Raw genomic sequence first — 22,316 nt, forward strand, 5'->3', positions numbered from 1 at the left:
AACCGCTGACCGCCGTGCGTTGATGATCATGCGGCCCAGCACAGCGTCATCGGCGTGTCCCGGGAAACGCTCGGTGTGTCGTGTACTGGGCCTCATGATCATCGGTGGAACGGGTGCATCGGTGGAACGGGTGCACCGGCGGTTCGGGTGCACCGATCGGCGTGCGATCTCAGGACAGGAAGAAGCGGACCATCTCGGCCGAGGCGTCCGGGCCCTGGGGGTCGGTGTAGCTGCCGACCGGGTTGCCGCCGAACCACGCGTGGCCGCCGTCGTGCACGGCCCAATGCTCGGCGATGACGGTGCCGTCCGCGCTGGTGTGCACGGTCCTGGTGTACGCACGGGCTCCGTCCCCGCCGCGGCCGCTGCTCGTCGACGACCTGACGGGCCCGGATCGTGCGGCCGCCGATGTGCTTGCGGCAATGAATTTCTCGGCACTGACCGGTGCGACGGTGGAGTCCCCCGTGCCATGGAAGGCGATGACCCGGGCGGAGCCGGCGGGGGAGGGGTTTCCACCCGACCGCATGGCGGCGAAGGCGGACGGGACGTCCTGCGCACTGCGGTACCCGAGGCCGGAGTGCACACCCGCTGCCGCGTACAGGTCCGGGTGGGTCGCTGCCATCACGGCGGCCATCGCACCACCGGCGGACAGTCCGGCCACGTAGACGCGTGCGGGGTCGATGGAGTGCTCCCGCATGACGGCGCGGGTGATTCCCGCGATGATCGCGGGCTCACCGGCTCCGGGCCGCTGGTCCTCCGGGCGGAACCAGTTCCAGTACCCCTGCGGATTCGCCGAGCGTGCCTGCTCCGGATACGCGACCAGGAACGTGTGCTGCTCGGCCAGCGCGTTCATCCCCGTCCCGGCGGCGAAATCGGCGGCGTTCTGTGTGCCGCCGTGCAACATCACCATCAACGGAACCAGCTGGCCGTGATAGCCCGTCGGGATGTACAGGTCGTAATTCCTCGAGCCCGACGGCTCGCTGTGCGAGAGGTGGCGGATCTCGCCGCCCGCCGCGGCCGCTGCGGCCGCCGCAGCTGCGCTGGGTCCGCTGTCGGAACTGGGCAGGCGAAGGCCCTGCAGTCCGTTGGCGAGGCCGGCCAGCGGTCCGGTGCCCCCGTCGCCGAGCATCCCGCTCGGGCGGGGCAGATTCTTCAGGGCGGCAGCGATCCGGTCGCGGGTCCGCGCACCTCCGGCCGGCGTGCCATCGCCGGGGACATTCCCGTCCGACACATTCCAGTCCGAGACGTTTTTGCCGCCGTCTTGCGCCGGAACCCGGGGAGTGCCGGTCAGTCCGAGCTGGGCGAGAATGCCTGTCGGGTCAGGAAGATTCGGGTTGACTGCGGCGACATGGCCGCCCGGCCCGGAGATGCCGACGGATTCGGTGGTCCGCCGGATCAGTGCGATCGCCCGGTTCAGGGCCGCCTGTCGGTCGGTGGCCTCCTGATTCGGGGATGGATGCTCCCCGTCGGTGTCCTGCTGGTGGGTGGGAAACTCGCGGATCGAGCTTGATGCGGGCATGGTTGTACTCCAGAGGTGTTGTGCGCGTTGATATCCTCACGCCGACGGCATGAGGGGTCGTGCGGTGACGCGGGTGTCGCGGTACCGCGGAGGAAGCGGTCGGTCAGACGGTTCGGTGGGCCAGTGCGGCCTTGACGGCGCGCGGGGCCCGGAATGCTCCGAGTACTTCGACGGACTCGATCGTGGCAAGTGCAAGTTCGGGTGAGACGTCGTTGGCGATGCTGCCCAGACCGAGGACCCGCAGGTGCACCGTGCGGCCCTGGTCGCGCAGCGCCTCCAACTGGGCGCGGTCGTATTGCACCGTCCCGAGCGCGAGGGTCCGTCGCTCGACGGTGTCTCGCACTGCGCCGGAACGGGTTTCGAGCTGACGGCGTATGGCGGTCCTGATGAAGTCGGTGCGGTTCGCGTAGAACCCCTCGCCGACCAGTAGGTCGATCTCACCGAGGTCGACGAGACCGAGGTTGATGGTGATCTTCTCGGACTTCTCGATCTCGGCCATTGGGGGTCCACCTTTCCGCCGTCTGCATCACTGTAGCACCATCCAGCAGGATGGTGCACGGATGGTCGAAGGATTGCGGCAAAGGATGCTGCGGCCTGGCCGGCATGGTGGGTTCAGCCGGCCAGACCTGGGGGGCTGCGCCGTCCGGACGACGCGCTCCTTACCCGTTCGGGTTCCCTCCTACGCTCCTGTCAACCTGCCGAGCAGCACGCGCCGGATGAGGGGTCCCGCTGTTTCGCCGGGCTCACCGACGGGTATCGGTCGGACGAGAGGTACAGACCGAGAAGTGAGAAGCACAGACCGAGAAGTACAGCGGGACAACGGTCCCGGCCATCACGGGTGACGCGAGAGAAGGACCAGATGACCACAGCGGTGAAACCACTTGCGGTAGTGACGGGTGCGTCCAGCGGCATCGGATACCACCTGGCGGAGGAATTCGTCGCCGCGGATTTCGACGTTTTGATCTGCGCGGAGGACGCGGGCGTGATCGATGCGGCGAAGGCGCTCTCCCGCCCGCTGGCCCCGGTGCGTGCGGTGCGGGCCGACCTGGCCACCTACGCCGGCGTCGAGGAACTGCTGGCCGTCATCAAGTCGACCCAGCGCGCGGTGGACGCGGTGGCGATCAACGCGGGCGTCGGCAACGCCGGGCCGTTCGTCGAGACGCCGCTCGAGGCCGACCTCAACCTGGTCGAGCTGAACGTCGCGTCGGTCGTGCATCTGACCAAGGGTCTGCTGCCGGACATGGTGGCCAAGGGCCAGGGCCGCCTGCTGTTCACCGCGTCGGTCGCCAGCACCATGCCGGGCCCGTTCTACGCGACCTACGCGGCGTCGAAGGCCTTTGTGCTGTCGTTCGCGGAGGCGATTCGTCATGAGGTCAAGGACAGTGGCGTTACGGTGACCGCATTGATGCCTGGCCCGACGGACACCGAGTTCTTCGACAGGGCAGGCATGGAGGACACCCCGGCCGGCCAGGGTCCGAAGGCTGATCCGGCGAAGGTCGCCCACCAGGGCTTTACGGCGCTGATGGACGGCAAAGACCACGTGGTCGCCGGAACGGTGATGAACAAGCTGCAGACGGCCGCCGCGAAGATCCTGCCCGAGAAGGTCAATGCCGCGCTGCACGCGAAGATGACCTCGCCCGGCGGGCAGTAGCAGCAGAGCGGGGAAGGGCGATCCCGTGCCACGCCTGCGTCGTACACATCCCGGCCAGAAGGGACTGACCCGACGCCGGAGCGGACGCGGCTGGACCTACCTGGACGCCGATGGGGGCGTCGTCACCGACAAGGCCGTCCGGCGGCGGATCGAGACTCTGGTGATACCGCCTGCCTGGCAACAGGTGTGGATCACGCCGTACGCCAACGGGCATCTGCAGGCGGTCGGCACCGACGCGGCGGGACGCCGTCAGTACCTGTATCACCCCGACTGGCAGGCGAACCGGAACAGGGTGAAGCACAGCCGGGTGTTGGAGCTGGGAGCGGCGCTCCCGGAGGCCAGAAACATCGTGGCCGAACATCTCTCGCTGTCCTCGCCGAGCCGGGAGCGGGTGCTCGGTATCGCCTTCCGGCTGCTGGACCGCGGCCACTTCCGGATCGGCGGGCAGATCTACGCCGAGACGAACGGCTCGTACGGTCTGTCGACGCTGCGCCGCGACCACGTGCGTCGGCAGCGCGGCGCGCTGGTGTTCGAGTACGTCGCCAAGTCCGGCATCCCGCGGACCGAGATCATCGAGGACCCGGTGCTGCTGGAGGTCATGCAGTCGTTGCTGCGACGACGCAGCGGCGAGCTGGACGCGCTGCTGGTGTACCGGGAAGGGCGCGAGTGGCGAAGGGTGACCAGCGAGGACATCAACGCCTACGTCAAGCAGGTCGTCGGCCTGGATGTATCGGCCAAGGACTTCCGCACCTGGCATGGCACGGTTCTCGCCGCGGTGGCGATGGCCGACGAGCATCTCCACCACCCGGCCGACAAGGGTTGGAGCAGGACGGCTTTGGACAAGGCGGTCAGCCGCTCGGTCCAGGCGGTTGCCGAGAATTTGGGAAACACACCCACGGTGTGCCGGGGCTCGTACATCAACCCCCGCGCCATCGAGCTCTTCCGCGAGGGCACGACCATCGCCCCTGCCGTCACCCGGGTCCAGCGCGGGATGGCCAGCAGCACGGCGGACGACGGGCGCATCCCGCCGGAGCGGCTGCCGGTCATCGGGGCCGCGCCGAGCATCGAACGAGCCGTGCTGAAGATGCTGGCCGACTGAACAGCAAAGCTGAAGCCGCTGGCCGACTGGACAGCAACCTGCAGCTGCCGGCCGACTGAAACCGCGAGGCGGAAGGACAGGCAGGCGGGGTGCGCCGGGTGGTCAGCGACCCGCAGCCGCCCGTCGGGCACGGGCTCGCAACTGCAGGATGCGGACGGTGCCGAGCAGGGCGGTGGTGAGCGCTCCGGCGACCGCGGCGAATGCCATCGCCACGCCCAGGGGAATGGTGCCCTCGAAACCGAGAAAGCGGACCTGGACCGGTCCGGAGTTCTGCATGACGAAGATCAGCAGGAAGATCACCACGACCGCTGCGACGATCAGGGCGACCCAGGCCGCACCCGCCCTCGAGTGCTTGTGCGCGGGAGGGCCACCCGACACGGAGCCGGTCAGCGGGCCCTGAGGGCCGGCGGTGGACACCGGCGGAACGACCGGGATCGGTCCGGTGGCGGTGCTGTCGGGTGCCGGCTGGTCCGCCGGGAAAGGTGCCGGCTGGTACGGCGGAGGCGTCCACTCGGCCGCGTCGCCGCCGCCGGGAGCGCCGCCGCCGGGACCGCCGCCGCCGGGCCGCGGACCTGCATCGCCGGGCCGGGTCCCCGAAAAGGACTCGCTGGGTGACGTCTCCGGCTGCCGCGACCGGCCTGCCGGTGGCGTCCTGTCGTGCGGTGAAGCAGTACTCATTCCCCCGTACCTCCGTGCGCTCTGCCGGCTGCGCTCGCCCGGACCTGTGGTCAATGCCCACGACGCTCCTTCACCAAACGTCATCATTCGTCACAGCCGGCCGGGCGCCCGGCAGGCGAAACGAGCACGCCGCGGTGTGCACGGAGGCTGCGGCACGTGCTCCAGCGCACGGTTCGGTGTGTTTTCCCCGCACCGTCCGGGGAACTGAAAAGGAAGGATCAATTGCCTGTGCGAAAGGATTGTCGTGACCATCGCGGAGAAGTTCGCCTCCCTGTACGCCTCATTTCGCGACGAGACGATGGCCCCCGAGCTGGTCCCGGTCGAACTGGCCAGGGCCTGCGTGGCGGTGCTGCCGATCGCCGGTGCCGGCATCAGCATGTTCAGCGGCACCGACATCCGGGTGCCTGTCGGGGCGAGCGACGACGACGCAGCCCGTGCGGAGCGACTGCAGTTCACCGCAGACGAGGGACCGTGCCTCGATGCTCATCGGACGGCCTCGCCGGTACTCGCCACCGCGCCCGTCCTCGCGGAGCGCTGGCCGGACTTCCACCGACGTCTGCTGTCGGCCACGCCATATCGGTCGATTCTGGCCTTTCCGCTCAGTGGCGCGCTGGGCGGAGTCGGGTCGGTCGATCTGTACTGCACCGGTGCCGAGGAGGCGCAGGGTCTCGACCTCGCCGACGTCGCGGCGGTCTCTGCCGAGGTCACGAACAGCCTGCTCGACGACGATGTGTTCGCCGAGACGTCGCCGGATCCGCTGTGGTTGGACGGTCCCGGAGCGGTCGGCCGTAACGAGGTCCTCATCGCGATGGGAATGGTCAGCGTTGCCCACGACATCCCTGCTCCCGACGCACTGGCGAAGCTCCGCCGGTACGCCATGACGCACGACGAGACCGTCGACCAGATCGCCGCGGGTGTGATCCGGCGCCGCATTCCGGTATCCCAGTTGGCCGAGGCGAGCCGATGACATCCGGCGTCACGAAGGTCGGCGTTGGACGTCACCCAGGCCGTCGGAAGGGTCCGTCACTGCCGCCGAGGACCGGAGAGGGAGCGTGATTGCGATGGACGCGCGACAGCTGATGGCACCGGCGCTGAAGTGTCTGGACGAGTCGGACAGCGTCGTGCTGGCCGCTCGGCGAATGCGGGCTCTTGGCGTCTCGTCGGTTCCGGTCGCGGGCGCGCACAACGACTTCATCGGGATGGTGTTCGAGCGCGACATCGTCGAGCACTGCGTCGCGGCGGCGGCCGATCCGCGGGAGATGTGTGTCGGCGCGTTGGTTCAGGGCTCACAGCCCGCCGTCGAGGTGGACCGGGTCGCTGACGCCGCGGTGCTCAGCCTGGTGCTGCGGCAGCCGTTGGGGATGCTGCCGGTGGTGGACGACGGCGTCCTCGTCGGGGTGATCACCATCGCCGGGATCGCGGCGCACCTCATCGACGACGACGCGGACGATGCCGCAGTCGGCCATTTGTGGTGGCCCGCCCGGGGCCCGGCCGACCCGTCACGGGGCTGAACGGGGCGCTCAGCCCTCAGCGTCCGCCTCGGCGAACGTGTACCGCCTGGCGATGATGTCCTCCGCCACCCGCTGGACCGTGCGATTCTGCGCAAACGCCGCCGCCCGCAGCTGGGCGAGTGCCTCCGGGATCGAGACATTGAGCTGCACGGCGACCATGCCCGTTGCCTGCGGGATCTCGCCCCGGCCGAACAGCGGTGTCGGGTTCGTAGGCGTCGGCGACAGCTGGACCGAGGCTAGTTCCTGCAGCACAACGCGAACGATGTCGTCGACGATGAGCAGGGCAGTCGCCGTCTGCGCTTCGTCCAGCGAACCCGCCGTGTGCCGGTACAGCTCGAGGATGCCGAAGGGGACGGCGCCCACCTGCAGGGGGAAGGCAAAAACCGCGGCAGCGCCGGCTGACGTCGCTTCGCGGGCGTAACCGGGCCACCGGTCTGCCGACTCCGCACTGCCCAGATCCGGTGCCATGACAGGAAACCGGTGAAGGTAGGCGTCGATGCACGGTCCCTCACCCAGCACGAACTGCAGGTCGTCCAGCCGGGTGATGACGTCGTCGGTGGCGTAAACCATCTCTCGGTGGTTGGCGCCACTCCGCACCACCACCGATGCACCCTGCACCGGCAGGATGCGCAGACAGAGCTCGCACAACCGTTGGGTGTGGCTCGTCACCGAGAACAGCAGCGCCTCTTCGAGATCGTCCGCGCCGGGTCCGTCGCCGCCCGCCACCACGCTGCACCACCCGCCCCACGTTGCCGCTGATCTGTCGATTCAACTCCCCGTGCAGGGCAGCCGTCGAACCCGGTCGCCCATTTGGCACTGTGATCGGTGTCGCCGCATCGGCGCCGGCGCCGGTGCTCTCCACGCCCTGTCGGTGGGCGCGCCTACTCTGAAGACATGAGCGATCTCTTCGAGAATGACACCGACATTTCCGACAATGCCTCTAGCGCAACAGAAACTGCTGAAGGCCAGGATCAAACGGACACCATTGGCGGTGCCCGACCCGACCCCTCCAGCGCGGCAAGCAAGGATCCCGACGAGTGGGTCACCGGCGACGAGCCGATGACCGGTCCGCAGCGCAGCTACCTGGACACCCTGGCCAGGGAAGCCGGCGAGGAACTGCCCGGCAACCTGACCAAGGCGGAAGCCTCGCAACACATCGACCGGCTGCAGAGCGAGACGGGTCGTGGGACGGAGTCGGCGCGCTGAATCCACTGCGCTGATGCCGAAGGACTGACAGTAAATCCGTAGTGCTGCAGCGGTTTGGGCTCCGCCCCGGCGGGAACGCAAACAGTGCGACCGCGGTCTCGGCACGCCGCCGGGCCGTGGTCGCCGCTGTCAGAGCGCATTTCGGCAGGACGCCCCTTGGAAGGAGCAGCATGACGATCTCGGAACCCAACGGACCGCTGTCACCTGACCGGCCACCCGTCCCCTTGGAGCCGCCACCGCCCACCGAGCCCGGCCCGGTCAATCCCGACCCCGGCCAGCCGTTCCCGAGCCCCGGACCGGTCTCGCCGGATCCGACGGCACCGGACCCGACCCGACCGTCGATTTGAGAACCGCCGTGCCGCAACGATCAACCAACCGCTTCAGCGTTACCGGTTGCGGCGGCGATACCCGACCGGGCAACGAGCACTTCGGCATCGATCAAGCCGGCCGCGGCAGCGATCAGCTGGCCCGTTGCGCCGGCTGGAACGCTGACGCGGCCGGCTCGGCGTCAGCGGGCACGAGTGCGGGCAGCTTCCGGGTCGCCGCGTCGATCACCTCATCGACGGAGATCGCTTCCAGCACAGGGTCGATGCTCTCGTCGTGCGGATCCCCGAGATAGCCGCGGTCGCCCTTCCACAGCACGCGATGCCTGTCCAGGTCGATCCGCGGCCCCCACCACCGGGGCGGGGTGGGTCCGAACAACAGCACCGAGGGAGTCCGCAGAGCGGTGGCCAGATGGGCGACCCCGGTGTCGCCGCAGATGAGCAGTTGTGCCCCGGCAACGAGTTCCGTGAGCCCGAACAGGTCGCGGCCGGCGTCCACCCGCACAGCTGCATGTCGGGCACCGGCGTCCTGGACGGCCCGCTCGGCAATGTCCTGGCACAGCGCGATTTCCACCGCACCACCGCTGATCACCACCTGATGCCCCTGTCGGGCGAGTTCAGCGGCCACCATGGACCACCGTTCGGCCGGCCACCGTCGGGACCCACTCGCGGCCCCGGGGTGCAGGACGACGTCCTCCCCCCGCTCGACCCGGTTCGGTAACCAGAGGTCGGTGGCGTCGCAACGACCACCGGCTGCGACGATCAACCTGCTCCAGCGATCGACCTCGTGCTCGTCGTGCCGCCACTCGGGGCCGGACAGATGCGTGGCCAGCGGACAGCGGTAGGCGACAAGCTCTGCGGGCGCCGTCATCTCGAGCACCCGGTGGCTGCGCGGGCCGCTCCCGTGCAGATTGACGGCGAGGTGGCCGCCGGCACCTATCCATCCCTTCGGCGGCCAGTTCAACGGCGCGAGACCGTCGGTGACCAGCACCTCGTCGACGACGCCGAGGCCGCGCAACCAGCCGCCGATCGGCGCCGAGGCCGCCAGCACGAGGCGCCGGCCCGGCCAGGCGCGCCGGATGCCGCGCAACGCGGGAATGCCGGTGAGGGCGTCTCCGAGGCCCAGCGCACGGAGCACGAGCACCGCATCGGCGCTGTCGGTACACGGTGCCGGGGCGAGGGCGGCGGCCATCATCCCGCCGGCAGCGGTGCCACTGCCGACGGCCTGCCCCGCCGCGGGCGCAACGCCCGCCCGCTCATCCTGACCGGATCCGACGGTCACGGCCAGGAGCTCTCGCCCGACGCCATCACCAGCATCTCGCGGATCTCACTGCCGACGGGCTGGCGCAGCGCTGTCAGGACGGCGTTGGCGGTGTTCGCGGGATCGTCGAGATCCGCGTCCGGGCCCGGCTTGTACTGCTCGGTGCGGCCGTCGAAGAAGGCCGTCCGCATGCCGCCGGGAATCAGCAGCGTGACGCCGACCCGCCCTGCCAGTTCGGCGGCCAGCGCGTGGGTGAAACCGCGCACCGCGAACTTCGAGGCGCAGTAGGCCGTCGCGTCGCTGACCCCCTTGAGTCCGAGGGTGGATGCGACGGTGACGACGGTGCCGCGGCTCTTCTCGAGGTACGGCAGCGCCGCCCTGATCACCGCGACGGTGCCGAACAGGTTGACCCGGACGACCTTCTCCCAGTCCTCGGTGTCGATGTCGAGGAGTTGGCCGCAGGCGTCCGTGCCTGCCGCCGTGACCACGGCGTCGGGTGCGCCGACGCTCTCGACGAGGGTAGAGACGGCGGACGCCGCCGCCGCGGAATCCGAGAGATCGGCCAGGGCATAGGGCACATCACCGGCGGGTGCGACCCGGTCGATGACGGCGGGCGTGCCGCCGGCCGCCGCGACCGCGGCGACGACGGCGGCGCCCAGACCGCTGGAGCCGCCGGTCACGTAGACGGTGCCGACGGTCCGCGGTGCACCGGGTCGTGTGCTCTCGGCGGTCGGATTGGTGGTGGTCATGGGGGGTGTCATGGTTCCTCTCACGCTGGTTGTTCGGATTGCGAGCGCGAACGCTCGATGATGCTGGTGGTGGATCGGCCGGTCAGGTAGGGCAGGAAGACCACCCGCCCGCCGCCCGCCTGCACGGTGGCAGCCTCGGGAAGCTCGGTGCCGCCGTAGTCCCCGCCCTTGACCCAGATGTCGGGCCGGAGCTGCTCGAGCGCGGTCCGCGGGTCGTCGTCGTCGAAGATCACGACCGCGTCGACGCAGTCGAAGGCCTCCAGGACCCTGGCCCGGTCGGCGGCTTCGATCAGCGGCCGTTCCGGGCCCTTCAGCCGGGCGACGGACGCGTCGGAGTTGATCAGCACGACCAGCGCATCACCCAGCCTGCGGGCTGCCTGCAGGGTGGCGACGTGGCCGGCGTGCACGATGTCGAAGCACCCGCCGGTGGCCACCAGGGTCCGGCCGCCGGTGCGGAGCCGTCGGGCGAGCCCGTCCAGCCGGTCGGGCGTCGGAATGCCATCGGGGACGGGCTGTTCCGCCATGGGGCCGTCCGGCATCCGGAACGAGCCGGTGCCTCCGTCGGCGACCCAGGCGGACGCGTCGCGGACCCCGCTCGCGGCGGCCTCGGACGTCAGGTCGCCGAACGCCAGCCGGACAGCGGCGGTGGCGGCGAAACGATCTCCCGCGCCGCAGGAGTCACCGCCCCGGACGATCGGGGCGGGCAGGAACTGCGACTCGTGGTCGGTGGTGGCCAGGAAGGCGCCGTCGGAACCGGCCGTCACGCAGACGGCGTCCGCGGACCAGGCGGCGCGCAGCCGCAGCGCGAGCAGGTCCGGGTGGGCCGACCGGTGCGGGCCGCCGCGGGACGAGTCTGTACCGGGCGGCGAGTCCGCGCCGGGGGACGGGTCCGTACCGGGCGGCGAGTCCGCGCCGGGGGACGGGTCGGCCCCGTTCAGTGCGCGGTCCGCGGCGGTCGCCTCGGAGAGGTTGGGCGTGACCAGGGTGGCCCGGCGAACCGGCCGTCCGCCCTTGGGGTGCGGATCCCAGACCATCCGGACCCGGGACGCCGCGCTGGTCAACAGGTCCCGCATCCGCAGGTCGGTGGTGGTGCCCGCACCGTAGTCGGCGACCAGGACGGCGTCCGCGGTGGCGAGCGCCCTGCCGATGCGTTCGACCGGGAGATCGGTGGGCCGGCCGGGCCCGCCGTCGTCGATTCGCAGCAGGGACTGCCCGCTGCTGCGGACCCTGGTCTTTCGCCTCGTAGGCCCCTGGTGCCCGACCGCGATCAGCTCGACGTGCGGTTCGAGCAGCGCCCGGAGGCGTGCCCCGCCGTCATCGTCCGCGATCGGCGCGACCAGCGTGACCCGCGCGCCGGAGCCGGCAGCGAGGAGGGCCGCAAGCCCTGCGCCGCCGGGTGTCTCGCGCAATGAGCTGACGTCCAGGACCGGTACCGGCGCGTCCGGCGCGAGCCGCTCGGCGGTGCCCACCAGGTCGCGGTCGAGGACCACGTCGCCGACGACGACGACATGCGGCCGGCCGGTGGAGCGTGGCGCCCTGGCCGTCATCCGGTGAGCTCCGAGTCCAGCGCGGCGGTGTGCAGCTCGTGCCGTCCGGTGCGCAGCTGCCGCGCGCCGGTGGGCTCCGACACGCTCTCGCGGAGAGCGGTGTCCAGAACGCCCCGATCCGAGACGGCGGCGTCGACCACCGCGCACAGTCCGTGCACGGCAATCAGATGGATGGCCTGGATCGCGGCGGTGGACGGCGCCCGGACCAGGACGGCGTCGTCACAGCGGGCGCTGAGCGGGTTCGGCCCCGGCCCGGTCATCGCCCAGGTGACGATGCCGGCTTCCCGGGCACGGTCGGCCGCGTGCAGCACGTTCGGGCTGCGCCCGGACGCCGACAACAACAGCAGCACATCGCCCGGCCGGCCGTGCGCATCGACCTGCCGGGCGAACATCTCCTCGGCGCCGTAGTCGTTGACGATGGCTGTCAGGCTTGATGTCTCGGCACTGAGGCAGATGGCGGACAGGCCGCGCCGCTCCTTGAGGAAGCGGCCGACGAGTTCGGCCGTCAGATGCTGCGCTTCCGCGGCGCTGCCCCCGTTGCCGGCGGCGAGCAGCCGGCCGCCACGGGCGAAGGTGTCCGCCAGCTGGTTTCCCCAGCTCTGCAGCCGCGGCCAATCCCGGCGCAGGCCGGTCATCGCGACCCTGACCTCGCGTTCGTGCTCTTCCATCCAGTTGCTGGCGGCCATCATGCGGACACCTCCGAGCGGTGATCAGCGGCGACCACGGAGCGGTAGACCCGGTCGGTCGCCGCCGATACCGAGGCCCAGTCGTAGAGCGAGAGCGCGCGCATGCGGGCGGCGCGGCCGTACCCGGCGCGCCGGTCGGGATCGGCGAGCAGGTCACCGATTGCCCGCGCGGTGGCGGCGGGATCCCGCGGGGGAACGAGCGTGCCGGTCCGGCCGTCGACGATGGTGTCGAGCAGACCGCCGACCGCGGAGCCGACGACGGCTGTGCCACAGGCCGCGGCCTCGATCGGTACGATGCCGAACGGTTCGTACCAGGGCGTGCAGACGACCAGGTCGGACGCTCTGATCAGGGCCGGCATCTGCTCGTGCCCGACGCTGCCGAGTAACTCGATGCGGTCCGTCATGCCGTGTTCGGTGGCCAGCGTGATCAGCCGCTGAGCCTCGGGATCGGTTCCCAGCAGCGACTTCTCGGGGCCACCGGCAATCAGCAGGCGCACGCCAGCGAGGGCGGCAACCGCCTCGATGACGGTGTCGACGCCCTTGCGTTCCACCAGTCGTCCGACGCAGAGCACCGTCCCGGCGGACCCGCCCTGCGCCGGTGTGTCGGTACGCGCCCGGGGGCTGAACAGCGTGGTGTCCACGCCGCACGGCACCACCCGGACGGCGTCGGCGGGCACGCCCATCCGGCGCAGTTCCTCCACCTCGTCGGTGCAGGTTGCGATCACCCGGTCGACGCTGCGCCCGATCTGCGGCTCGGCGTCGCGCCGCTCGGCGGGGCTGGTGTCGCGGTCGTGCTGGTGCCGGCGCTTGACGGTGCCCAGCGCATGAAACGTGTGCACCAGCGGCACCGGGACGGCGTCGGCCGCCTCCAGGGCCGCGATGCCCGACATCCAGAAATGGCTGTGCACCAGGTCCGGAACGCCGTCCTGCAGCCAGGAGTCGGCCATCCAGCGGCCGAAGCCGGCCATGTACGGCAGCAGGTCGTCCTTCGCGATGTGCTCGGCCGGACCGGCGGGCACATGCACCACCTCCGCGCGCGGTCCGAGGGCCACCCGTTCCGGGAGATCCGCCGCGTCCCGGCGGGTGTAGACCCGGACCCGGTGGCCGCGGGCGGCCAGGCCCAGCGCGAGTGCGGCGACGTGCACGTTCTGCCCACCCGCGTCGACGCCACCCAGTGCGGCCAGCGGGCTGGCGTGTTCGGACACCATGGCGATCCTCATGCGGTCACCTCCTTCAAGACGTGCTGCCAATCGGTCAGGAAACGGTCGAGTCCGAAGGTGGCCAGCGCGTGCCGCCGGGCCGCGGCCCCGCGCTCCGCGGCTTCGGCGGGATCGGCGAGCCACCGCCGCGCGGTCGCTGCGAGGACGGCGGGATCGGAGCTGAGCACCCCGGCGTCCGGCGGGACCGCTTCGGGGGCTGCGGTGACCGGAAGCGCGATCACCGGCATCCCCATCGTCATCGCCTCGATCAGGGACAGACCCAGGCTGGTCCACCGGTACGGATGCAGGTAGGCCCGGTTGGTCGCCAGCAGCGAATGCATCTGTCGCTGCGGGACGTCGTCGTGCAGGTGACCGGCCGATACGGGCAGCAACTCGGCGAGCGCCGCCATCCCCATGCCGTAGACCTCCAGCGGGATGTCGCGCGAGAGCTGTTGCACCAGGTCGGTTCCCGCGACACGCCACCGGCGCACCGGTTCGTTGACGACGACCGCGACCCGCGCCGACTCCCCGGTGTAGAGGTGACCGGGGTCCGCGATTCCGTGCTCGACGACGGTCGTCGGCGCGACCCCGCAGTCCCACATCAACCGGTTGAACGCGGTGACGTGGACGACGGTGATGTCGGACCGCTCCGTCAGCGGGTGCCGGCTGCCCGCGGCGGTCCCGCCCGGGGCGTTGTGTTCGACGTAGACAGCCGGGATGTCGATGCCGGCCCTGAGCCCGGTCCAGCGCTGCAACAGTTCCAGGTCGACCGGGCGTTGCAGCACGACCACATCGATCGAGCTGTCTCGCAGCTGTTCCGGGGTGAGCTCGACAGCATTCGGCGGCCAGTCCCAGGTCCGTGCCCGGCCGCGGCCGTCGGGCCCGCGGTCCGGCAGCACCGGTATCAGGTACTGGTCGGGGCCGGCGACGAACGAAGTCGTCCACGAGCCGTGGACATGCCAGATCAGCACTCTCATCCGGGCACCCCCGCAACGGCATGCGCGGTCAGCCGATCGACGGCCGCGACCACGTCATCGCCCGAGACCTGGCTCAGGCACGGGTGTCCGGGCAACGGGCAGTCACGGGCCCTGGTGTCCCGGCACCCGGCGAGCTGATTGCCCAGTTGCACCGTCGGCACTCCGTAGGGGCGCCACCACTCCGACGGCACGACGGGCGAGAAGAGCGAGACGACGGGTGTGCCGACCGCTGCGGCCAGGTGCGCCGGCCCGGTGTTGCCCACGACGACACACGCGGCATCGGTGAGCACCCTGGCCAACTGGGGCAGGTCGGTGCGACCCGATAGATCGATCGCGGTCACCCCGGCAGCGAGCTCGGCGAGGTCGCGCTCGCCCGGCCCACCGGTCACCACGACCGGCCAGCCGGCCCGGGACAGTGCCCCGACCAGCCCGGCCGCGTGTTCGGCGGTCAGTGCCCGGGACGGTACGGACGCGCCGGGATGGACCACCACGTACGGCTTGATCGGCACCGGATTGTGCTGCGGCAGTGGCTGTTTCAGCTTCAGTCGGCCGTCGTCGCCGGCCGGCAGCCGGCCACCCGCGGCACTGGCCAGGTCGAGCGCGGCCTGCACCTCGTGGCCGTCGCGCCGGTGATGCCGGACATCGAGCAGCGAGCCCGGGTAGTCGACGCTGGTGGCGGCGACGAACGGGATGCGGGCCATCCGCGCGAGCAGTGCCATCGGCAGCGGGCTCTGGTGGAAGGAGGTGAAGATGACCGCCTTCGAGTAGTGCCGGCGCCGGAGCCGGGAGACCAGCGCCCGGATCGCGCCCTGGTCGACGTCGGACGGCGCGAAGCCGGTCCACGGTGCGTCGAAGACCAGCACGTCCTCGACGGACGGCAGCAGTTCGGCGGCCGCGCGGCCGGCCGGTGACACCAGCATGTCCAGCCGGTCGGCGGTGTGGGCGAGTGACCGGACGGCCGGCCCGGTGATCAGCACATCGCCGTCGCTGTCCAGTCGTACCCCGAGGACCCGGTTCATGCCGCCACCCGTTCCGCGGGGCGAGCGGCTGTCGCCGGCTCTGCGGTGCCTGTGCGAACGGCGGTTGCCATGTCCACGGCGTCCCGAAGGGAGCTGGCGACCAGGTCCGCGCGGTCGATTTCGACGGCCAGCGTCACCGGTGTCGGCACCAGGACCCCGGTCGCTCCGGCGGCTCGCGCCGCCAGCATGTCCGCCTCGATGTCGCCGATCACCGCGCACTCGAACGGGGCGACGCCCAGCGCAGCGGCCGCCCGAAGGACCATGCCGCCCATGGGTTTACGGCAGACGCAGCCGTCATCCGGGCCGTGCGGGCAGATCTCCCACACGTCGAACGGCCCCAGCTCGTTCTCGATCCGACGGTTGACCGCGGTCACGTCTTCGGCGGTCAGCAGCCCGCGGGCGATGCCCGACTGGTTGCTGATGACGCCGATCCGGATGCCGGCGGAGCGCAGCGCATCCAGCACCTCGCGGGCACCGTCGACGACCCGAACCTTGTCGGGGTCGCCGTTGTACGGCACGTCATGGACGAGAGTGCCGTCCCGGTCGAAGAGCACCGCGGCGATCGGAACCGGCCAGGCCGGCGCCGAGAGTCCATGTCGGGCAGTGCCGGTCAGTCGGTGGCCCACCGCCGCGAACGGGATGACGGCACTGGTGGTGGCCATCCGGCGGAACTCGGCGGGCCATACCTCATCGCCCGGACGGGGCCCGGGGACCAGCCGCCGGCGGAGGAAGTCGGCCGTCAGCAAGGACCAGCCGGCAGCGAGCACGGCGGCCGCCCGCGGTCGCCGGCCGAGCGCCGCGGTCAGCGCGCCGGCTGCGGCTCCGACAGTTGCGACGTGCCAACGGAAACGGCCGCGGCCGGTCGCGGCGGCGTCGCGCCAGTCCCGGCCGTACAGGGCCCGCAGCAATGCGTCATCGGCTGCCCCGGCCTGCAGCCGGACGGAGACCAGGTCGTCCGCCGGCCTGACCGGATGTGTGGTCAGCCTGCTTCCCCTGGTCAGCCGCCAGCCGGCCCGCTGCACCCGGAGCGCGAGGTCGGCATCCTCCCGGTAGGCCCTGGGGAAGCGTTCGTCGAAACCGTGCACCGACTCCAGAGCCGCACGCCGGTAGACCATGTCGGCCGTGATCCAGGCGGCGTTCTGCAGGCCGGCCGTGTTCCGCTCCCAGTCGGTGGGCCGGCGCCACTCGGGCAACGGCACGACCAGTTCGGCCTGGATGCCGCCGACGGTGTCCGCTGCCAACGCGACGTCGGCCGCCAGGCACTCGGCCCAGTCGTCCCCGACCTCGACATCGTCGTCCAGGAACGCGATCCACGGCGACGGCGCGGACCGCCAGCCGGCGTTGCGGGCCGCTGCCGGCCCGCGGCCGCCGGACCGCACGACCTGCACCGGCCACGGCAGTCCGGTCGAGGCTTCATCGGGGATCCGCAGCGGGGCGTTGTCCGCCCCGTCGAAGGGCCGATCGTCGACGAGCACGACCTGCTCCGGCACGGGACCGCGAGCGGAGGCGACGACGAGCCCGGCCAACAACCGGTCCAGCGACGGCCTGCCGATGGTCGGGATGACGATCGAGTACTGGATCTCCGTCACCCGGAGGCCGTCCCGAAGAGCGTTCCGCGGCGCACCAGGTGGGGCCCGAGGACCAGCAGGTCGACCGGGGCCGAGCCGAACAGTTCCAGCGCGTCCCGCGGGTCGTCGACCATCGGCCGGCCGGCGGTGTTCAGGCTGGTGTTGATGACGACGGGAAGGCCTGTCCTGGCACGGAACTCGCGCAGCATCGACGCCAGCCGGGGCTGCGTCGCCGCGTCGACCGTCTGGATCCGGGCGGTGCCGTCGACGTGCACGGCAGCCGGGATCCGGTCCCGCCACTGCGGCGCGACCTCGTGAACGAACAGCATGAAGGGACTGGGGATCGGCCCGCCGGAAAAGATCTCCGCGGCGTCCTCCAGCAGCACCATCGGCGCCACCGGGCGGAACTGCTCCCTGCCCTTGACGTCGTTGAGCCGCTCCAGGTTCTCGGCGCGGCCGGGATGCGCGAGCAGTGACCGGTGGCCGAGCGCCCGCGGACCGAATTCGCTGCGGCCGTCGAACCAGGCGATCACGCCGTCCGCGGCCAGCACGTCGGCCACCTCGCCGGACAGGTCGTCCGGAGTGCTGAACGGGACATTCGCGGCGCGCAACCAGGCCGCGAGGTCGTCGTCGCGCCAGCCGCGGCCCAGGGCGGCCGTGCTCATCGTCGACGGTGGTTCGTCGTTGTCGGCCGACACCTGCAGTGCAGCACCGAGCGCCGTCCCGGCATCGCCGGCGGCGGGTTGCACCCAGACGTCCTCGAAGCCGGTTTCGCGCCAGATGCGCGAGTTGGCGACACAGTTCAGTGCGGTGCCGCCGGCCATCGTCAGCACCTTCTCGCCGGTCTGGTCGTACAGCCACGAGGCGAGGTCGACCAGCACCTCTTCCAGTCGGTGCTGCACAGAGCACGCGAGGTCGGCATCGTCGCCGCCCCAGCTGCCGTCATCGATACGCGGCGCCGACCACTTCGACCAGTCGGGCACTTCGGCGACAAAGCCGCCGTTGCCGTCCGCGTAGATGGACTCGCGCAGTTCTTCGAGGAACCGCGGACGGCCGTAGGAGGCCAGCGCCATCACCTTGTACTCATCGCTGCTGCGCAGGAAGCCCAGGTGCTCGGTCAGCGATTCGTACAACAGCCCCAGGGAGTGCGGAAGTTCCTGCGAGGCAAGGATCTCCAGTCGACCGTCGACATACCGGCCGCCGAGGTGCGAAGCCCGCTCGCCGCGGCCGTCAAGGACCAGCACGGCACTGCTGCGGTGCGGTGCGGCCAGCCCGGCCGATGCCGCGTGCGCGACGTGGTGAGGGACGAATCGCACGGCTTCGCGATCCAGCCCGGGAAGCGCGGTCGCGAGGAATCCGGGGGCGTTCTCGGCATAGGTGACGCGCAGGTGATCCCACGGATCCGACAGGCCCATGGAGTCAGCCGGTTTCGCGAGCGCCGGGTCGAACGAGTAGGCGACCGCGTCGATGTCCTGCGGACGCAGGCCGGCCTCCGACAGGCACCAGCGCATCGCTGCTTCGGGGAGTTCCCAGGCCGAGAACGGCACCGGCCGCTTGCCGTGCTTACGCCGGCTGAAACGTTCCTCTTCGGCTGCTGCCACGATTTCGCCGTCGATGACCAGAGCGGCCGACGGGTCGTGAAAGATGGCATTGACACCGAGCACACGCATGCGTCATACCTCGTGTGGGACGAACCGTGAAGCGCTGCTTTTTAACACTCCGGTAGTCATGTAGCCCGGCTCGTCGCGGTTCAAACCGTCCGGCAGACGCCGTGCACCCGCCCCCAGCGCCGCATTGGGCCGCGCTGCTTTCGAGCTGTGAGTAACTGGCCACTGGCGGTGAGGGACCGCGGTGGGTCAGCGGCGCAGCCAGGTGTCCTTGGAGCCGCCACCGCGGGACGAGTTGACCAGCAGGCCGTCCGATTCCAGGGCGACCCGGCTCAGTGCGACGTCGGGAACGGTGACGGCACCATCCGGGCCGGCGAGCGCGAACGCCCGCAGGTCGACGTGCCGCGGCCGCAGCCCCTCCGGCGTCAGGGTCGGATGCGAGGAGAACCGGATCACCTCCTGCGCGATGAACCGCTCAGGGGCGGCGGCGACCTCGGCCCGCATGGAGGCGACCTGCTGCGCAGTCAGGTCGGGGCCGATCATCACCCCCGCGCCGCCCGACCCGTCGACGGGTTTGACGACCAGTTCGTGCAGCCGGTCCCGGACCCCGGCGTACTGGGCGGGGTCGGCCAGTACCCAGGTGCCGACATCACCGATCAGCGGGTCCTCAGCCAGGTAGTAGCCGATCATCGTGTGTACGAACGCGTACATCGCCTTGTCGTCCGCGACGCCGTTGCCCGGCACGTTGACCAGGGACACCGAGCCGGCCGCCGCTGCCCGGGCCAGCATCGCATTGACATCGGGCGACGTCGCCGGGCCGACGACGATCTCGTCATCCCCGAGTCTGCGGTACAGGACGTCGAGACCGACCGACAGGCCGTCGATCTCGGTCGTCACACCGTCGGCGTCGCCGCGCAGGTCCGCCGGGGTGACGACCGGGACCGCCATCGCGTCGGCGAGCAGGCGGTGTTCGTACCACGCGGAGTTCTCCGGCCCGTCGGACAGCACCGCGACCTGTGGAGTCGGCCGGCGGCACCCCGGCGGCGCCGCCGCGGACAGTGCCTCGTGCAGCGCGCCGCCCACGGTTTCGGGGGAGAGCAGGTTCCGCCACGGATGCAGCATCGGCAGTGCCGCGGCGGCGGTGCGCCGATTGGCCACCGCGTATCCCAGGCCCGACGGCACCCGCAGGTTGTCCTCCAGGACCACCCATTCACCGGACGGTGCGTGCAGCAGGTCGAACCCGAGGACGGTGGCCCGCGGCCGCCCGCCGGGCGCCAGATCGCGCGCAGCAGGGAGGAAGCCGGGGCAGTTGTGCACCACCGCTGCCGAGATCACCCCGTCGCTGACGATCCGCGCCTCGCCGTACACGTCGGCGAGAAAAGCGTTGAGTGCCCGGGTTCGCTGCCGCAACCCCGCGCCGATGGTGGTCCAGTCCGCTGCCGACAGCACCCGCGGGACGGGATCGAGCGGGAAGGGCTGCTCGCGGAGTTCACCCTCGACGTCGGCGATGAAGGAGATGCCCTCGGTGACCCGCACCCGGTCCAGGTCCGCCGCTGCGGCGCGGAGCTTGTCGATGCCGGTGCTCTCCAGCGCGTCAACGATGTCCCGATATCCCTCCCGCACCCGGCCTTCCGGGGTGACGGCCTCGTCCAATGGTCCGGCGGGGTATCCCTCGAGGATCGCGGGTGCATCGGTGTCGGCGGGGTCGGCAGTCACTGGAGCCACCTGGTGTGCCACTCGACGATCGATTGGGTGGAGGAGATGCGGCCGTCGTGCCCGACGATCGTGTGCCCTTCCCCGGGCAGCAGCAGCAATTCGGTGGGCACGCCGGCGGCCAGCAGCGCGGCGTGTGCCCGGACGGATTCGCCCACCGGGACGTTCGTGTCCTGCTCGCCGTGCACCAGCAGGGTCGGACCCTGCACCAGGTGCAGGGAGTGCAGGGGTGAGAGATCGGTCAGCATCGCCCTGTCCGTTTCGGGATCGCCGTACTCGGTGACCGAGGCCGCAGCCATCCATGGTTCCGTTTCGCGGAAGAAGCTGAGCAGGTCCGACATCCCGGCGTGGCTCGAGCCGGACGCGAACAGTTCGGGCCAGCGTGTCAGTGCTATCAGCGCCAGGTAGCCGCCGTAGGACCAGCCGTGCACGCCGATCTGGCGCGGATGGGCGATGCCGGCGGCGATCAGGAAGGCCACCGTCGCCGGTACGTCCTGGAAGGACGATTCCCGGCGGGCGAGGTCGTCCATCGCGGTGAAGGCGCCGCCGAAACCGGTCGAGCCGCGGACGTTCGGCGCGAAGACTGTGATGCCGACGGCCGCCAGCGACTGGATCAGGATCGAGAAGGCCGGCCGCTCCTGACTTTCCGGGCCGCCGTGCAACAGCACGACGGTCGGTCCCGGCGCGGTGGTGCCTGTCGGCCGGTAGAGCAGCCCCTGCAGGGCCAGCCCGTCCAGCGAGCGGTAGGTGATCGAGTCCGGCACGACCAACCGCTGCGGGTCGAGTTCGGGAACAGGGAGGCCGGTGATCCGCCGCGGGATCTCCGGTTTCCTGCCCGGCTCGCCCGGGTGGAACAGGTCGACGTGATAAAGGCTGCGCGGGGCAACAGGTTCGGTGAGCTCGAGGATGCCGGACCTGCTGTCCCGCGGAATCGACCACCCGGGTATCACCCGGTCGCCGATGTCCACCCGGTACCGCACCCGCCGCGCCGTTTCCGCGCCGGGAACTCCGGAACCGGCGGACGGGAGGTCGGCCATCTCGATCTCACTGACGCCGCACACGTTCCAGATCAGCAGCGCCTCGAGATCCCCGCCGGTGGGATCCGGATCGGCGCCGGTCGGGGCGCCGCGCAGGATGGCGTAGGACTCGAGGTCGGCGTCCTCCCGCGCCGCCAGGATCCGCAGCCGCCCCGGCCTGCCGTCGGGGAGCAGGGGGACGACGCCCAGCGCGGCCCGATCCCGTCCGGCGGAGGTCCGCAGGTAGACGGCGGTGCCATCCGGGGAGAACCTGCCCTCCTCGGCGAGATCCGTTCCGGGCTCGGGGAAGTCGGCCGCCAGCAGGCGCATCGGTGGGGCCGGCGGTGCGGTGTCGATGTCGCGGGTCCAGTCGTCGGGCAGGTCGCCGAGCACGAGGTGGCGGCGTCCGCGGGTGCCCCGCCGGGCCAGGAACCGCCGCCCGTCCGGGGACACCGACGTCACGGTGTGGAAGCCGCCCCTGGTCACGATCCGGACGGTGCGCGAGGTGACGTCGACCAGGCAGACGTCCGCGTCCGGGCCTGTGCCGTCGGCCATCGAGAAGGCGTAGGTGTTCGGGATGCTCGTCCAGCAGCCGGCGAAAACCGTTGCGAGCGGGTCCGTTCCGGCGAGCACCCTGGCATCGGTGCCGTCCGGCCGGATGGCGTGCAGCTCGGCGCGGATCAACCCGTTCGGTGAGACCAGGTAGGTCAGCCATTCACCGTCCGGGGACCACGCGACGGACACCACCTCCTGATCGGGCAGCGAGACGGTGCGCGGGGCCGCGTTCGCGTGTTCGCCGGACGCGTCGAGCTGGGCGACCTCGAGGCGCGGAAGTCCGGACCGATCGGTGACGTAGGCGATGCGGTGCCCGTCCGGGGACAGCGAAGGGCACCACGCCCCGACGACGCCGGCGATCTCCTCGACGATCGCGGCGATGTCGGGTCCCGTCGACCGTTCCGGAACCGACGGGAACGAGCTGTCGAGCACAGC

The 22,316-nt window shown here is 71.0% G+C and carries 21 protein-coding genes; 6 read left to right on the forward strand and 15 right to left on the reverse strand.

The window, feature by feature from the left end; translation table 11 throughout:
• Positions 1-169 precede the first annotated feature (169 nt).
• Both ACVBEQ_RS12530 and ACVBEQ_RS12535 read right to left on the reverse strand, forming a co-directional pair.
• On the reverse strand, positions 170-1,516 hold the full coding sequence (locus ACVBEQ_RS12530; RefSeq protein ID WP_447153633.1) for an extracellular catalytic domain type 1 short-chain-length polyhydroxyalkanoate depolymerase: 1,347 nt from the start codon (positions 1,514-1,516) through the stop codon (positions 170-172).
• Positions 1,517-1,619: 103 nt separating this feature from the next.
• A complete protein-coding gene (locus ACVBEQ_RS12535; protein ID WP_447153634.1) occupies positions 1,620-2,015 on the reverse strand; it encodes a CopG family transcriptional regulator in 396 nt (131 codons plus the stop codon).
• 360 nt (positions 2,016-2,375) lie between these two features.
• Between ACVBEQ_RS12535 and ACVBEQ_RS12540 the strand changes: the two genes are divergently transcribed.
• Positions 2,376-3,167 (forward strand): SDR family NAD(P)-dependent oxidoreductase, encoded by a 792-nt coding sequence (locus ACVBEQ_RS12540; RefSeq protein WP_447153635.1) that lies wholly within the window; start codon positions 2,376-2,378, stop codon positions 3,165-3,167.
• A 25-nt stretch (positions 3,168-3,192) separates the two neighbouring features.
• Positions 3,193-4,266, forward strand: coding sequence for a DNA topoisomerase IB (locus ACVBEQ_RS12545; RefSeq protein WP_447153636.1), 1,074 nt, complete (start codon positions 3,193-3,195; stop codon positions 4,264-4,266).
• Between the two features lie 102 nt (positions 4,267-4,368).
• Here ACVBEQ_RS12545 and ACVBEQ_RS12550 read toward each other — a convergent pair whose 3' ends face one another.
• Complete coding sequence (locus ACVBEQ_RS12550; protein ID WP_447153637.1) at positions 4,369-4,944, reverse strand: lipopolysaccharide assembly protein LapA domain-containing protein; 576 nt, start codon at positions 4,942-4,944, stop codon at positions 4,369-4,371.
• 244 nt (positions 4,945-5,188) lie between these two features.
• Here ACVBEQ_RS12550 and ACVBEQ_RS12555 point away from each other — a divergent pair, with 244 nt between their 5' ends.
• Together ACVBEQ_RS12555 and ACVBEQ_RS12560 are read left to right on the forward strand one after the other, a co-directional pair.
• Entirely contained in the window at positions 5,189-5,911 is a 723-nt protein-coding gene (locus ACVBEQ_RS12555) for an ANTAR domain-containing protein (protein ID WP_447153638.1), read from the forward strand.
• Positions 5,912-6,005: 94 nt separating this feature from the next.
• Positions 6,006-6,455, forward strand: coding sequence for a CBS domain-containing protein (locus ACVBEQ_RS12560; RefSeq protein WP_447153639.1), 450 nt, complete (start codon positions 6,006-6,008; stop codon positions 6,453-6,455).
• Positions 6,456-6,464: 9 nt separating this feature from the next.
• Here the strand turns inward: ACVBEQ_RS12560 and ACVBEQ_RS12565 are convergent, their stop codons facing one another.
• Positions 6,465-7,184 (reverse strand): GAF and ANTAR domain-containing protein, encoded by a 720-nt coding sequence (locus tag ACVBEQ_RS12565; RefSeq protein ID WP_447153640.1) that lies wholly within the window; start codon positions 7,182-7,184, stop codon positions 6,465-6,467.
• A gap of 165 nt (positions 7,185-7,349) precedes the next feature.
• On the opposite strand from ACVBEQ_RS12565, the gene ACVBEQ_RS12570 reads away from it, so the two are divergent.
• Positions 7,350-7,661, forward strand: a complete 312-nt coding sequence (locus tag ACVBEQ_RS12570; RefSeq protein ID WP_447153641.1) for a DUF3072 domain-containing protein — start codon at positions 7,350-7,352, stop codon at positions 7,659-7,661.
• Positions 7,662-7,831: 170 nt separating this feature from the next.
• The gene (locus tag ACVBEQ_RS12575; RefSeq protein WP_447153642.1) at positions 7,832-8,008 is read left to right on the forward strand and encodes a hypothetical protein; all 177 of its coding nucleotides are present in this window, start codon (positions 7,832-7,834) and stop codon (positions 8,006-8,008) included.
• Positions 8,009-8,120: 112 nt separating this feature from the next.
• On the opposite strand, the gene ACVBEQ_RS12580 is transcribed toward ACVBEQ_RS12575, so the two are convergent.
• The 11 genes from ACVBEQ_RS12580 to ACVBEQ_RS12630 all read right to left on the reverse strand — a co-directional run bounded on the left by ACVBEQ_RS12580 (position 8,121) and on the right by ACVBEQ_RS12630 (position 22,313).
• Positions 8,121-9,266, reverse strand: coding sequence for a glycosyltransferase family 9 protein (locus ACVBEQ_RS12580; RefSeq protein WP_447153643.1), 1,146 nt, complete (start codon positions 9,264-9,266; stop codon positions 8,121-8,123).
• Positions 9,263-9,994 carry an SDR family oxidoreductase gene (locus ACVBEQ_RS12585; RefSeq protein ID WP_447153644.1) on the reverse strand — a complete coding sequence of 244 codons (732 nt, stop codon included), beginning with the start codon at positions 9,992-9,994 and terminating at the stop codon, positions 9,263-9,265. Before ACVBEQ_RS12585 ends, ACVBEQ_RS12580 begins: the two co-directional genes overlap by 4 nt.
• A gap of 20 nt (positions 9,995-10,014) precedes the next feature.
• Positions 10,015-11,541, reverse strand: a complete 1,527-nt coding sequence (locus ACVBEQ_RS12590) for a PfkB family carbohydrate kinase (RefSeq protein ID WP_447153645.1) — start codon at positions 11,539-11,541, stop codon at positions 10,015-10,017.
• Positions 11,538-12,209 carry a D-sedoheptulose-7-phosphate isomerase gene (locus ACVBEQ_RS12595; protein ID WP_447153785.1) on the reverse strand — a complete coding sequence of 224 codons (672 nt, stop codon included), beginning with the start codon at positions 12,207-12,209 and terminating at the stop codon, positions 11,538-11,540. Before ACVBEQ_RS12595 ends, ACVBEQ_RS12590 begins: the two co-directional genes overlap by 4 nt.
• A 17-nt stretch (positions 12,210-12,226) precedes the next feature.
• Positions 12,227-13,447, reverse strand: a complete 1,221-nt coding sequence (locus tag ACVBEQ_RS12600; protein ID WP_447153646.1) for a glycosyltransferase — start codon at positions 13,445-13,447, stop codon at positions 12,227-12,229.
• Positions 13,444-14,403: a glycosyltransferase gene (locus tag ACVBEQ_RS12605; protein ID WP_447153647.1), complete on the reverse strand. Its 960-nt coding sequence runs from the start codon at positions 14,401-14,403 to the stop codon at positions 13,444-13,446. Before ACVBEQ_RS12605 ends, ACVBEQ_RS12600 begins: the two co-directional genes overlap by 4 nt.
• Complete coding sequence (locus ACVBEQ_RS12610) at positions 14,400-15,422, reverse strand: glycosyltransferase family 9 protein (RefSeq protein WP_447153648.1); 1,023 nt, start codon at positions 15,420-15,422, stop codon at positions 14,400-14,402. The genes ACVBEQ_RS12605 and ACVBEQ_RS12610 overlap by 4 nt, the downstream gene beginning before the upstream one ends.
• A complete protein-coding gene (locus ACVBEQ_RS12615; RefSeq protein WP_447153649.1) occupies positions 15,419-17,011 on the reverse strand; it encodes an HAD-IIIA family hydrolase in 1,593 nt (530 codons plus the stop codon). Before ACVBEQ_RS12615 ends, ACVBEQ_RS12610 begins: the two co-directional genes overlap by 4 nt.
• Positions 17,008-18,660 carry a carbamoyltransferase family protein gene (locus ACVBEQ_RS12620; RefSeq protein ID WP_447153650.1) on the reverse strand — a complete coding sequence of 551 codons (1,653 nt, stop codon included), beginning with the start codon at positions 18,658-18,660 and terminating at the stop codon, positions 17,008-17,010. Before ACVBEQ_RS12620 ends, ACVBEQ_RS12615 begins: the two co-directional genes overlap by 4 nt.
• A gap of 186 nt (positions 18,661-18,846) precedes the next feature.
• A complete protein-coding gene (locus ACVBEQ_RS12625; protein ID WP_447153651.1) occupies positions 18,847-20,313 on the reverse strand; it encodes a circularly permuted type 2 ATP-grasp protein in 1,467 nt (488 codons plus the stop codon).
• Entirely contained in the window at positions 20,310-22,313 is a 2,004-nt protein-coding gene (locus tag ACVBEQ_RS12630; RefSeq protein ID WP_447153652.1) for a S9 family peptidase, read from the reverse strand. The genes ACVBEQ_RS12625 and ACVBEQ_RS12630 overlap by 4 nt, the downstream gene beginning before the upstream one ends.
• Positions 22,314-22,316 lie beyond the last annotated feature (3 nt).

The organism is Nakamurella sp. GG22 (assembly GCF_052976845.2).